Source organism: Burkholderia sola, from assembly GCF_905400185.1.
Taxonomy (GTDB): domain Bacteria; phylum Pseudomonadota; class Gammaproteobacteria; order Burkholderiales; family Burkholderiaceae; genus Burkholderia; species Burkholderia sola.
In genome coordinates this window covers 1,461,626-1,474,271 of the sequence record NZ_FR989675.1, presented here as the reverse complement: position 1 = coordinate 1,474,271, position 12,646 = coordinate 1,461,626, and the positions used below count along the sequence as shown (strand labels likewise).

Genomic DNA, 12,646 nt, shown 5'->3' with positions numbered 1-12,646 from the left:
GTCCCCTAGTAATCCGAATAAAGCCGCACCGGCGTCGGCGTCACGAGCCAGTTGCGCGGCGCGCGCGCATCGAACGCATAGCGCAGGTACACGAGCGCCGAGCTCGGCGCATAGTCGTGCGACCGGTCGATCTGCAACTGCGCGCCGACGCTCAGGTGCGGGTTCACGCGATATTCGACGATGCCGTTCACGCCGTACGAGAACGACACGCCGCGCGTCGAACTGCCCGCGTACACGAACCCGGCCGCGACCTGCGCGGCGCGCTGGCCGGAGAGCGTCGGGTAATACAGCGAATCCTTCTCGTAGCTGTTGGAGATCCCGCCGGTGACGGTCAGGTCCCACGACAGCGCATCGTGCCGCCCGGCCCATTCGATCGGCACGCCGAGCGACAGATAGCGCTGCGGGCTGTAGTAACCGCCCTGCCCGTACGTGTAGTAGCGCAGGTTCTGCGCGTAGTGCCACGCATTGCCGACGAGCCCGGTGCTGACCTTCATCGTCGCGCGCTCGTAGACGGGCACCGTGAAGCCGGTGCGCAGCGTGACTTCCGCATTGCGTTCGACGTTGCGGCCCGACAGCACGCCCGCGCCGAGTTCCGCGAACAGGTTCGTGCGGCCGACGTCGACCGACGCGCGCAGGTTCACGCCGTCGCGGCGCACGCCGCCCCACACCGCGCCGGTCCATGGGTCGCGCATCCCCGCGTACGACAGCACGCTGCTCGTTTCCGGCCGCCGCGACGCGTTCACCGAGAAGCTCGCGGGGCCCGCGTCGAAGCGGTAGTGCATGCCGCCGACCAGGTAATGCACCGGGAAGCCGAGCGGCGACGTGCCGAGATCGAAGCGCCATGCATCGGACAGGTAACCGGCGCCGAGCGCGACGCCCGTGGTCGACTGGTGCAGCGAGCCCGACGGATTCGCGAGCAGCGCGGCGGCCTGCGGATTCGGCTGGAACGGCGGCGGCAGCCCGTTCGGCGCCCTGAGCCCCGCATACGTGCCGAACGTCTTCAGCGAATACGCGTTCGGGTCGCTCGTATCGAGCGTGCCCGGATCGAGATGCACGGTGTCGATCTGCGCGAACACGTGCCCGTCGTAGCGGATCGGCATCTGCATGTAGATCGGCACCTGCTGCGCGCGATACGACGAGATGCCTTCGTCGCCCGACTTGTACGCGGGTATCCAGCCGGTCTCGATCTCGGGATTGCGTCGCTGTGCGAGGTCCGCGAACGCGGCCTGTGCGGGCGTGAGCCCGTCGCGGCCCGGGCTCACGCCCGTCGCGCGTTCCTGCGACTGCGACAGCCGGTACAGCGACGCCGCATCGTCGTAGCGGCCTTGCGCCTCGGCCACGCGCCCGGCCGCGACCGTCACGTCGGCGCGCGCCGGATACGCGGCCTGCAGCCGGTCGGTCACCTGCGCGGCTTCGTCCGGGCGGCGCAGCGCGTTCAGGCGGCGCACCGCCGACAATTGCGTGTCGACATCGTCGTCCGGCGTGCGCGCCAGCACGGCCTGCACGCGCTCGCGTGCGGCGGCTCGGTTGCCGCTGTCCTCGTCGATCCGGGCGAGCGCGAGCTGCGTATCGGCATCGTCCGGCGTACGCGCGACGACCGGCGCGAGCGCGTCGCGCGCCGCGTCGTAATGGCCCTGCGCGCGTTCGAGATCGGCGCGTTCGAGCGCGTAACGCTTGTCCGCGCGGCCGGCCGGGCTCGCGCGATCGAGCAGCGTGCGCGCCCGTGCATAGTCCTGTCGTGCGATCGCGTCGTCGGTCTGCCGCAGCACGAGCCGCAGCGACTGGTCCTCCAGTCGCGCCGTCTGCGCGGGCGTCAGCGACGGGTCGCGACGCAGCATGTCGAGCCATGCGGCGAGCGCCTCGTCGCGCCCCGCGCTGCCGAGCAGGTCGCCGTAGCGCAAGCGCACGTCCGCGTCGGCTTCGCGCGGATGCGCGGCGATCCAGTCGCGCAGCGGCGCGAGGCCGCGCTCCGGTTCGCCCGCGTCGATCCACTGGGCGCCGATCGCCGCGAGCATGTCGGGATCGTCCGGCGCGCTCGCCTGCGCGTGCGCGAGCGTGGCGGCAAAGGCCGCGCGGTCGCCGCGTGCATGCGCGCTTCGTGCGTCGGCCAGCGCGCTTTGCGCATCGAGCTTGCGCGCCAGCGCCCGCATCCCGTCCGACCGGTGCGCATCGTCGACCGGCGCCAGCGCGGCCTGCGCGCCCGCGACATCGTCGATCGAGTTGCGGTACAGCGCGCTCGCGTAGCGCATCTCGGGCGTGTCGCTGCGCGCGAGCCCGTCGTCCATCACCGTGCGGCCGAGCTGCGGCAGCCCCATGTCGCGATAGAGGCGCGCGAGCGCGAAGCGCGTCCACGGCGCGTCGGGCGCCGCGCGCACGGCCGCCTCGTAGCGTTGCGCGGCCGGCCCGCGCGCGCCCTTGTCGGCCAGCGCACGCGCTTCGTTCGCGAGCACGTCGCCGCGCAGGCCGTCGAGCGTACGGCGATCGTCGGCGCCCGTCACGCGCCCTTGCAGCGCGTCGAGCAGCGGGCCGATCCGGTCCGCGCGGCCGGTGTTTTCATACAGCGTGGCCGTGTCGCGCACGGCCGACACGCTCGGCGAACGCGCGGCCAGCAAGCCGCGCAGCAACGGCTCCGCCTGCGCCCAGTCGCGCTGCGCGAGCAGCGCATCGGCGAGCTGCAGCTTCGCGTCGGGGTTGTCCGGCTGCATCGCGAGCGCCGCACGCGCGGCGCGCTCGGCATCCTGCGCTCGCCCGGCGCTGGCCGCTTCGCGGCCTTGCGCGAGCAGCCCCCAGAACTGCGCGGTCCGCGCGAGGCCCTGCCATTTGCCGCGCTGGTCGGTCGCACGCGCCGCGGCCCGCGCGAACAGCGCGCGCGCTTCGTCGTGCCGCCCTTCGCGCAGACGCAGCAGGCCGAGCCCGCCCAGTGCATCGGCGTCGTCCGAGCGCGCCCGCGCGGCGCGCGCGAGCAGCGGATCGGCGGCGGCCAGGTCGCCGCGCGCGAGCGCCTGCAGCCCGCGCTGCTGCGCGATGTAGTCGGGATCGCGTTCGAGCCGGCGCTGCGCGTCGCGCTGCCGGTCGAGGCCGGCCGCACGATCGCGGAATTCGGTGTCGTCCGGCGCGAGCGCGAGATACGCATGCAGCGCATCGAGATACGCGGGATCGCTGCCGGCCGACTGCAGCACGCGCCGCCACAGCGCCATCGCTTCCGTATGGTCCGCGTCGGCGCGCTTCGCGAGCGACGACGCGATCCGGTTCGCTTCCGCGCGCGTGTCGTCGCGCTGGTTCAACAGCCGCGCGAGCGCGACCGACGCGCTCGTGTCCCGCGGATCGGCGGCGATCGCGCGGCGCAGCGCGGCGATCGCCGGCTCCCGCCCGCCCGGCGCGTTCGACACGATCTGGTAATACTCGGCGCCGAGCGCGCCCGACGGCGCGCCGTTCGGAAACAGCGCGACGATGCGCCGGGCCGCCTCGTCGGCGCGGCCGCTGCGCGCGAGCAGTCGAATCTGCGCCATCTCGCCGCGCCCGCTCGTCGCGACGCGGTATTCGTCGGCCACCCGCCGCGTGGCAGGCGCATTCGGCGATTGCGCCTGCAGCCGCGCGAGCGACGCCTGCGCGCCTTTCGCGTCGCCGAGCCGCAGCAGCACGCGCACCTGTTCGGCCAGCAGTTCGGGGTCGCCCGGCGCGATCAGCAGGCCCTTGCGCAACGCATCGCTGGCGAGATCGTCGCGATGCTTGGTGCCCCACATTCGCGCGGTGTCGAGCTCGCGCCGCGCATCGGCGGCGGCCGAGGTCGCCGGTGTCGCGGGGTTCGCGATCGCCGTGCCCGTCGCAGCGCCCGGCGCCGCCGCGCACACCGACGACGCGAGCCACGCGAATCCCGCGACGTGCGGCGCGGCGCGCTTCAGCGGGCGGCGCACGAACGGCCTCCCCAGCGGGTGTCGAGCGTGCCGTCCGCCCCGAACCGGTAACGGCCGTCGCGCCAGCCGAGGCCGAACAGCGTCAGCACGCTCGTGTAATAGCCGGGCGCCGACTGGCGCGCGAGCGTATCGACGCGGGCCGCCTGTGCCTCCGCGAGCGCATGCTGGCCGCGCGCGTCGAGAAACGGCACGGCCGCCGCGGAGAAACCGCCGTTGCCGTCGTTCGGCCCCGCGACGCCCGTCGTCGTATCGACCTTCTCCGGCGGCGCGCCATGCGCGGCGATATGGTCGGCGAACGGCGCGAACTTCGCGAGCAGCGGCGCGGCAAGCGGATCGGCGCGGTCGAGCGTGCCGGCCCACAGGTACACGCGGATCGCGTTGTACGCACTCTCCGCGTGCGTGTCGGGATCGGGCCCGAAGCCCTTGCCCGCGCGATACAACGCCCAGTCGGGCGAGAAGCCCTTCGGCGCGGTGTCGAGCAGCACGCGAGCGGTGCTGGAGGCGAGCGCGGCCCAGCGCCGGTCGTCGGGCAGCCGCGCGCCGAGCGCGCGAATCACCTGCGGCGGCGAATAGCTCGGATTCACGCGCCATTGGCCGTTCGCGAGCTTGAACCCGGTCGGCCCCGGCAGCAGCGTGAGGCCGAGGCCCGGCACGGTCGCCGTCTCGTCGTCGAGCACGCGCTTCGCGAGCAGCGCACCGCGCGCCGTATAGCTGCGCTCGCGCCACAGCCGCCCGGCCTCGACGAGCGCATACGCGATCCACAGGTCGGCGTCCGACGCCGCGTTCGCGTCGAGCACGCGCCACGCACCGTCGGGCGCACGGCCCCACAGCCACGCGGGCAGGTGCGCGCTCAGGTCGCCCTGCGCGAGGTTGTTCTCGGTCCATGCGAGGATCGTGTCGAACATGCGCCGGTCGTTCGCGACCAGCGCGAAGAACAGTCCATACGCCTGCCCCTCCGATACCGTGCGCGAATCGGCCGAGCCGACGTCGATCACGCGGCCGTCGGCCGAGATGAAATCGCGCTTGAACGCGTCCCAGCGCGGCCACGCCGCGCCGCATCCCGCGCCCGCCGCATCGGCCGCACCGGCCGGCGCGGCGTGCGCGCGCGTAGCCATGCCGGCCGCCGCGCACGTCACCGCAACCGCCAGCGCGAGCATCGCGCCGACACGCCGCGCCGGCTGCGTTGCCCGTCGCTTCGTCATTGCCCGCGCCATCCGTTACATCCCCCGTCGACGCGCGGCGATTCGTTGCAGCACGCTGAACACGCCGAGCGCGAGCAAGAGCCCCGCGACGACGCCGACCGCGCCGAGCACGACCGGATGCCGCGCCGCCTCCGTCCATACGCGCGCATACCACGGCACGAAGCCGACCACGTAAGGCTCGCCGACCCGCAGGCTGTCGACCTGCCCCGGCCGCACCAGCGCGAGGTCGCCCTGCAGTTGCGACACGAGCCCGGCGTTCTCGAACACGTCGAGCAGATCGCCGAGACGCGGCTGGCCGGTCGCGGTCAGCGCGACGACGCTGCGACCGCGGCTGCCCGGCAGCTCGAAACCGGCGAGCGCCGCGAGCGGGCCCGCCTGTTCGATGTGCGCACCGCCGTCGGCGACGCCCACGCCGTTGCGCCAGCGCTCCTTCACCGTGAACGCGACGCGCGTCGTGCCCGCGCCGCCGGCCGCGCCCTGCTCGCCAATCGCGAGCGGCAGCGCCGTGCGCCACTGCGCGAGCAGCGGCGACGCGGGCGAGCCGTCGATCACGAGCAGGTCCTTGTGCCCGGACAGCGCGGCGACGTCGCCGGGCCGCGCGACCTGCACGCGCAGCGCCGGGAAGCCGGTCCATTCGCCCATGTGGCCGAGCATCGTCAGATAGGCCTCGAGCTCCTGCGGCGACGGCCGGTCGGGCATCACGACGGCCGTCTGCGACAGGTCGGCGAAGCGGGTGAACGGGAAGCCGCTGTTCGCGAAGAACGCGAGGTTCGGCAATTGCGCGTAATGGACGAAGTGCGAGAAGTCGATCGTCGAATCGGGATCGATCGCCGCGCGCTGCGGCTCGGTGGCCGTGCTCGAACACAGGCCCGTCTTCTGCGAATCGAGCGTGAAGCGGAACTGCAGCTGGTTGCCGCTTCCGACGCGGAACGCGGGAATGTCGACGTCGCTCGTCACGCGCCCTTCCGGCACCGACAGCAACGGCAACTGCATGCGGCCGTGCGCGTCCTCCGCCTGGGCCGGCCCGAGCCGGTACGACTTCACGAGCTGATCGTTGATCTCGACCGCGAGCGTCGAATTGTCCTGCACGGTCGGCGCCGTGTAGCGGTAGCGCAGCGTGATCGGCACGCCCGCGCCGTTCCACGAATGCAGATCGGCCGGCACGCGCAGGTTCAGCCGGATCGCGTCGGGCGTCGTGCCGCGCACTTCCAGCTGGCGCGGGTCGTTCACGAGTTCGCGGAACGCGATCGGCCGGTTCACCGGCAGCCAGCGCGGCGCGTCGTACGGCTTGCGCGGCGCGCCGAGATCGACGTGCGCGACCGTCGCCGCCGGCCCCGACAGCGCCGCGCGGCCGAGCACGAGCGTCGCGACCGCGTCGTCGACCTCGGCCGCCGTGCGGCCCGTGACGACCAGCAACTTGCGGCCCGACGCGGCCGGGTTGTCGGCGACCGCGAGCAGCGGGCCGTTCACGGGCGGCAGCGCGAGACCGGCCGGCAACGTCGCGACCGTGCCGACCACGACGGCCTGATCGTCGGCCGGCAGCGCGGTCGACACCGGGAAGCGCGCATGCCGGTAGTCGGCCAGCGCGCCGAACCACGACGCGAGCACGCCCGCGCTGCGCAGCGTCGCCGAATCGGGCGTGGCCGGCAGCACGAACGGCAGCCGCACGCGGCCGTTGTCGCGCCGGTCGAAGAACGGCGCGGGCAGCAGCGCGAGATCGTTCGGCAGGCGCACCGGCGATTCGTCGAGGATCAGCTCGCTCGTCGGGCTCACGTCGGCCCACAGCGCCGAGTTCGTCGGATCCTCGCAATGGTCGAGCGTGTAATGCGCGATCAGGCGCAGGCCGATCTGGTTGAAATCGGAAAAGTAGCGCGGATCGATCGGGATCTCTTGCGTGACCGTGCGGCCCGCGCGCGCGGCGTCGAACGGGACGGTCGCAACCACCTCGCCGTTCACCGACACCTTCAGGTGCGACAGCGGAAAGACCAGCGACGGCGAATACGCGTAGGTCAGGCGCAAGCGTGCGCCGGTGATCACGCGGTCGAGCCGCACGCCGGCGTTGATCGTGCGGGCGTCGTCGGCGCCGCGCAGGCGCAGCGGATCGAACGCGCCGAGCGACGCGAACGGCACACGCACGGTCGTCGCCGGCAGGCCGGCGGCCGGGACGCTGGCCGCCGCCGGCGCGGCCGCGGGCACCGCGATTGGCGCCGCATCGGGCGCCGCCGCGTGAGCGGCCGCGGCCGTCGACGCAGCGGCCGGCACCGCCGGCAGCGGCGCGGCCGACAGCGCGGCCGTATGGAAAGCGCCGGTCATCGCGGCCGCCAAGACGAACAGCGACACGGCCGGCTTCATGCGCGGCCCCGCGTCGTCACGATCGTCCGATCATCCTGCGCGTCGCAACCGACGCGCGCAAAGCAGCTATGCCCGTGAGTGCACATCCCCTCTGCTTCCCCTCATATCTGGCTTGATTGCATTTATCGGGACGACGCGGCGGATGCTTCAATGACCGGTTCGTCGCGCTGAGGGACGCCTGGCACCGGCGCCCATCATTCGTCACACTATCTCAAAAATAGAACAAAACTTACCGTGATTCGCGACTGAGAGGCGAAAAAATCTCAATTCGGTCGGAAATGCCGAGCAGGAAGAGTGAATGGCAAGAGTTGCGCCGTTGCCAGCCGGACGGCTGGAACGGCATACTGCCGGCGCGATACGGCTGGCCGGGCATCGCCTGCATTCCGTGCGGACCGCCCGGAATGCGCTGCCGCAAGCGGCGCGTATGCTACCGCAAGTACGCGCCGCACGACGTACTTTCTTCACGGAAAACTGACTTGGATCAAATCGCCGACGCCGCCACCCCGTCCGCCGGGACGCTGCTGCGCATCATCGCCGCTCAAGCCGAAATCGCGAAACTCGGCCTCGACCTCGGCAGCGTGATGGCCTACGTGGCCGAGCAGGTGCCGCAGCTCACCGGCGCGAGCGCCGCCGCGGTCGAATTCGCCGAAGGCGACGACATGGTGTACCGCGCCGCGTCGGGCACGGCCGCCGGGATGCTCGGGCTACGGTTGCGGCGCTCGGGCAGCCTGTCGGGCCTGTGCGTGCAGCAGGGCAAGTTGCTGCACTGCGTCGATTCGGAAGCCGACCCGCGCGTCGATCGCGATGCGTGCCGCCGGGTCGGCCTGCGCTCGATGCTCGTGATGCCGCTCACGCACGCCGACACGACGGTCGGCGTGCTGAAGGTGATGTCGCCGGACGTCGACGGCTTTTCGCCGGCCGACGCGGCCACGCTGCGGCTGATGGCCGACCTGATCGCCGCCGCGATGTTCCACGCGGCCCGCAACGAAGCGAACGAACTCTATCTGCGCGCGACGCACGACGCGCTGACGGGCTTGCCGAACCGCGCGCTGTTCTACGACCGCCTGCGCCAGTCGATGCACACGACGCTGCGCGCGAGCGGCCGGCTCGGCATTCTCAACATCGACATGGACGGACTGAAACCGATCAACGACGAATTCGGCCACCGCGCGGGCGACGCCGCGCTGCGCGAGGTCGCCATGCGGATGCAGGCCGCGGTGCGTCGCTCGGATACGGTCGCGCGCGTCGGCGGCGACGAATTCGCGGTGATCCTGCCGAACCTCGGCACCCGCGACGATGCCCATACGCAGAGCATGCGGCTCTCGCGGCAGGTCGGCGAGCCGTTCGAATTCGACGGGCATCCGCTGCGGCTCGGCGTCAGCGTCGGCATCGCGATGCTGCCGGAGGACGGTACCGACATGAATGCGCTGATCGAGCATGCGGACCAGGCGATGTACGAGGCCAAGCGCACGCGGACGCAACGGACGGCCCGCGCATGACGCATCGCATGCATCGCTAGCCGATCGGCGACACCGCGATCGCGATACCGACGACGAGCCACTGCACGACCGCGACGAGCACGGCGGCCCGGCACAGCCCGACCGCGCCGCGCACGCGCGCGTCGAGCGTGCGCCCGGCCTTCGTCGTATCGATCCAGCCCAGATCGGCGAGCGCGCGGTCGAGCGCCTCCAGCCCGGCATCGACCGACCCGTCGCCGTCCACCGCCCGCGCCAGCGCGGCAAACAGCCGCCGATCGATCTCGACGCGCACCGCGTACCACAGCGCCGCGATCCCCGATCCGGTGCTGACGACGGCCAGCAGCACGCGGGCAAGCGTCGCCGGCGGCCAGCCCGCCGCGAGCCATCCGCCCGCGCCGGCCGCGGCCAGCGCGACCGCGATCGCCCACGCACCCGCATCGAGCGCGCCGCGCGCGGCGGCGATCCTGAACGGGCCGGACGGATCGCGCATCACACGCGCCCCGCATCGCGACGGCGATCGATCCACTGCTGCAGCACGGCCACGCCGTCATCCGACCACACCGCGCGCGGCCGGACCGCGCGCACCGAGGCCAGCGCGTCGCGCGCATCCGTCAGCCCGCGCCGCGCCGCGAGCCACGCGGCCGCGCACAGCACGCTGCGTCCGTAGCCGAGCGCGCAGCAGACCAGCACGTCGCGCCCGTCGCCGTGCAGCCGATCGAGCGCCGCGACGGCCTGCGCGAGCTGCGCCGCCGTCGGCGCGACGAGGTCGAGCTGAGGCACGCACGCATACGCGAGCGACGCATCGGCCGCCGCCCAGCGCGGCATCTCGGCGGTCAGGTCGACCAGCGCGGTGAAGCCGTGGCGCCGGATCTCGCGCGTCGTCGGCGTCCGGCCGATCGACACGCGCTCGTCGATCCGCACCGGCGCCGGCTGCCGGAACGTCCACAGCCGCGAATTGACGAACGCGCCGGCGATCGTCGGCGCGAGCAGCCAGCCCATGAAGACCGGAAACCGCCCGTCCGCATCCTTCTGGAACGCGCCGGGCGCGCCGCGCCGGTACGCCCATGCGACGCAGGCGAGCGCCAGCGCGACCCACCCTGCCGCCAGCGCCCAGCCCGGCGCGCGCGCCACGCACGCCAGCGCCGCGAGCGCGACCAGCGCGGCGCCGAACGCATAGCGGCGCGCGAGCGCGCGACCGGCGGCGGACGGCGACGCATCGGCGCCCGGCAAGCGGCCTGCGGCATCGCGCAGCGGAAACAGGAACAGCGCGAGACAGCCGACGGCCGCCCCGGTCGGCACGTCGATCGCATGATGCTGATAAGTCGTCAGCACCGACACGCCGATCGCCGCGAACCACAGATGCAGCACGACGCGCGCGAACGTGCCACGCAGGTGCTTCGCATAGACGGCCCACAGCACGACGAGCAACCCGATATGCAGCGACGGCGCCTGGTTGAACGGCTTGTCGAAGCCCATCAGCAGCGTGAACAGCGCGCCGGCCACGCCGCCCGCGTCGGGCCGCTCGAAGCCGAAGCGCAGCGGCCACGCGACGAAGCACGCGACCGACACCAGTTGCACGGTCAGCAGCCGCTTCACGTGATCGAGCAGATCGTCGCGGCGCGTCCAGAAGAAGAACGACAGCGCATACAGCAGGTCAATCGACCAGTACGGCACGATCGTCCACGGCACGAACGGGATCGCATGCTCCCAGCCGAACGCGAACGTCGGCACCGCGGCGCGGCGCGCGGCGAGCCAGTTCGCGAAGCCGTACGTCGAGAAGAACACGGCGCCCATCGCCGCGAGCCAGCACAAGCGCAGCGCGAACGACGCGTCGCGCGCGCCGGCTGCCGGCTCGGCCAGACCGCCGCTCGCGTCCGCATCCACACCCGCGCCGCCGCCGAGCGCGCTCATGACGCGTCGACCCGCTGCGCAAGGCTGACCGTGAAGATGCCCATCTCGTCGATGCGCTGGTCGAGCTTGCGGAAACCCGCCCGCGCAACGAGCTCGTCCATTTCGGCTTGCGAACGACGGCGCATCACCCAGGTCGACTCGCCGCGGTGATTGTTCAGCGCGCGCGCGATGAATTCGAGCTGCGGATGCCACGGCTGCCCCGTATAGACGAGATAGCCGCCCGGCGGCACGGCCTGCGCGAGCCCGCGCAGCGAGCGCTCGATCAGCGCGTTCTCGCCGAACAGCTCGTACAGGCCCGACACGATCGCCAGCGTCGGCCGCGGCTCGAGCGTCGCGAGCGACACCTCGTCGAACGCATCGCCGCGCTCGAAGCGCGCGATCGGCTCGAGGCCGCGCTGCGCGATCAGCACGCGGCCGGCCTCGACGTTCGGCGGGCTGTAGTCGCGCAGCGTGATGTCGTCGGGCGCCGCGCCGTCGCGCTCGGCGGCCATCGCGATCGCGTCGAGCACGTAGCGCCCGTGGCCGGCCGCGATGTCGACGATCCGCACCGGCGTGCCGTTCCCGCGCAGGCGGCCGATCGCCGTGCCGATCAGTTCCTGCAGATGCACCTTGCGCTGGCGGATGCCGACCCAGCCCGGCGAATCGAGATACGTGCGGTCGATCAGCGCGCCGATGCCGAACCGCCCCTGCGCGCGATTGCGGTACACGTAGTCGAGCGTCGAGCCCGAATCGAAGCCGAGCCGCAACCCGAGCGCGATGCCGTCGGACAGCGCGCCGCCGGCTTTCAGGCCGGCGCGCGTGAGCGCCCAGTACGCCCGCGCGAACACGTTGGCCGGCGGCCGGCCGAGCGCCGCGTATTCGTCGTGGAACGCGCCGCGGCGGTCGGCATCGGCGAGCGACACGCGCGGGCTCGGCGCATCGAACTCGCGCAGCACGAACGCACGCAGCGGCGCGAGCGCCTGCGCGCGGTCGCGCTCGCCGAGCGTGTCGTGGTAGAAGCCCGGCAGCACGATGCGCTCCTTGCGCGCCGAGCCGAGCCGCTCGAAGAAACGGTCCTGCGGGCCGCGATGCACGACCCAGTCGGCGCCCGAGATCAGCAACTGGGTCGGCACGGTGATCGCGGCCGCGTCGGCGACGATCCGCTGCGCGGTATCGTGCAGGTCGAGCAGCATGTTGACCGCGATCGGCCGCGTGATCAGCGGATCGGACGCGTAGCTCGCGATCCGCTCGGGGTCGTGCGTGAGGAATGTCGGCTTCACGTAGCTGTTCACGTAGAACAGCCCGCGCAGCTTGTGCATCAGCCTCAGCCCTGGCCGCGCGAACGGTACGTAGAGCTTGATGTGGAAGGCCGGCGACGCGACGACGAGCGCGCGGATCGGCGGCGCGTAATCGTGCGCCCAGGTCGCCGCGAGCACCGCGCCGACGCTCTGGCCAATCACCGCGACATCCTCGATCGCGATGCCGTGCGTGTCGCGGATATGCTCGACGAAGGTCTGCAGGTCGCGCACCGACGCGGCCGCGCTCGGGCTGTAGCCGCGCGCGCCCGGCGAGCGGCCGTGGCCGCGTGCGTCCCACGCAAAAAACGCGAAATCCGGCAGGTCGAGCTCGTCGACGAGGTGCGCGACGCGCGCCGAGTGTTCGTGGCCGCGATGCAGCAGCACGATCGCGCCGCGGCAGCGCGGGCCCGTCGCGGGCCAGTGGCGATAGAACAGCGTTGCGCCGTCGTGCGTGATGAAGTCGGCCTCACGGGCCGTGCGTGCGTTCATGCGATCTCTCTCGTTTCGTTATT

Annotated in this window: 7 protein-coding genes; 1 reads left to right on the top strand and 6 read right to left on the bottom strand. The window is 72.5% G+C overall.

Translation table 11 applies throughout. The features are described 5' to 3' along the window. Window positions 1-5 precede the first annotated feature (5 nt). From KR541_RS06815 to bcsB, 3 genes are read right to left on the bottom strand one after another with little or no spacing between them, the layout of a single operon-like run. Window positions 6-3,914, bottom strand: a complete 3,909-nt coding sequence (locus tag KR541_RS06815) for a cellulose synthase subunit BcsC-related outer membrane protein (RefSeq protein WP_216089463.1) — start codon at window positions 3,912-3,914, stop codon at window positions 6-8. Beyond that, complete coding sequence (bcsZ, locus tag KR541_RS06810; RefSeq protein ID WP_050018043.1) at window positions 3,899-5,128, bottom strand: cellulose synthase complex periplasmic endoglucanase BcsZ; 1,230 nt, start codon at window positions 5,126-5,128, stop codon at window positions 3,899-3,901. Before bcsZ ends, KR541_RS06815 begins: the two co-directional genes overlap by 16 nt. Window positions 5,129-5,131: 3 nt before the next feature. Continuing rightward, window positions 5,132-7,468 (bottom strand): cellulose biosynthesis cyclic di-GMP-binding regulatory protein BcsB, encoded by a 2,337-nt coding sequence (gene bcsB, locus KR541_RS06805; RefSeq protein WP_216089462.1) that lies wholly within the window; start codon window positions 7,466-7,468, stop codon window positions 5,132-5,134. A 476-nt stretch (window positions 7,469-7,944) separates the two neighbouring features. Here bcsB and KR541_RS06800 point away from each other — a divergent pair, with 476 nt between their 5' ends. Continuing rightward, on the top strand, window positions 7,945-8,967 hold the full coding sequence (locus tag KR541_RS06800) for a sensor domain-containing diguanylate cyclase (protein ID WP_050018041.1): 1,023 nt from the start codon (window positions 7,945-7,947) through the stop codon (window positions 8,965-8,967). 16 nt (window positions 8,968-8,983) lie between these two features. On the opposite strand, the gene KR541_RS06795 is transcribed toward KR541_RS06800, so the two are convergent. The 3 genes from KR541_RS06795 to KR541_RS06785 are packed head-to-tail and all read right to left on the bottom strand — an operon-like array spanning window position 8,984 to window position 12,623. Beyond that, the gene (locus KR541_RS06795) at window positions 8,984-9,436 is read right to left on the bottom strand and encodes a hypothetical protein (RefSeq protein WP_050018040.1); all 453 of its coding nucleotides are present in this window, start codon (window positions 9,434-9,436) and stop codon (window positions 8,984-8,986) included. Continuing rightward, window positions 9,436-10,857: a phosphatase PAP2/dual specificity phosphatase family protein gene (locus KR541_RS06790; RefSeq protein WP_216089461.1), complete on the bottom strand. Its 1,422-nt coding sequence runs from the start codon at window positions 10,855-10,857 to the stop codon at window positions 9,436-9,438. The genes KR541_RS06795 and KR541_RS06790 overlap by 1 nt, the downstream gene beginning before the upstream one ends. Further along, window positions 10,854-12,623: a bifunctional alpha/beta hydrolase/class I SAM-dependent methyltransferase gene (locus tag KR541_RS06785; RefSeq protein ID WP_213346026.1), complete on the bottom strand. Its 1,770-nt coding sequence runs from the start codon at window positions 12,621-12,623 to the stop codon at window positions 10,854-10,856. Before KR541_RS06785 ends, KR541_RS06790 begins: the two co-directional genes overlap by 4 nt. Window positions 12,624-12,646: the final 23 nt, after the last annotated feature.

What these genes read in the sequence shown, in the direction of transcription:
- KR541_RS06785 (WP_213346026.1), bottom strand. Translation starts at nt 12,623, where the DNA reads ATGAACGCACGCACGGCCCGTGAGGCCGACTTCATCACGCACGACGGC.
- KR541_RS06790 (WP_216089461.1), bottom strand. Translation starts at nt 10,857, where the DNA reads ATGAGCGCGCTCGGCGGCGGCGCGGGTGTGGATGCGGACGCGAGCGGC.
- KR541_RS06795 (WP_050018040.1), bottom strand. Translation starts at nt 9,436, where the DNA reads ATGCGCGATCCGTCCGGCCCGTTCAGGATCGCCGCCGCGCGCGGCGCG.
- bcsZ (WP_050018043.1), bottom strand. Translation starts at nt 5,128, where the DNA reads ATGGCGCGGGCAATGACGAAGCGACGGGCAACGCAGCCGGCGCGGCGT.
- bcsB (WP_216089462.1), bottom strand. Translation starts at nt 7,468, where the DNA reads ATGAAGCCGGCCGTGTCGCTGTTCGTCTTGGCGGCCGCGATGACCGGC.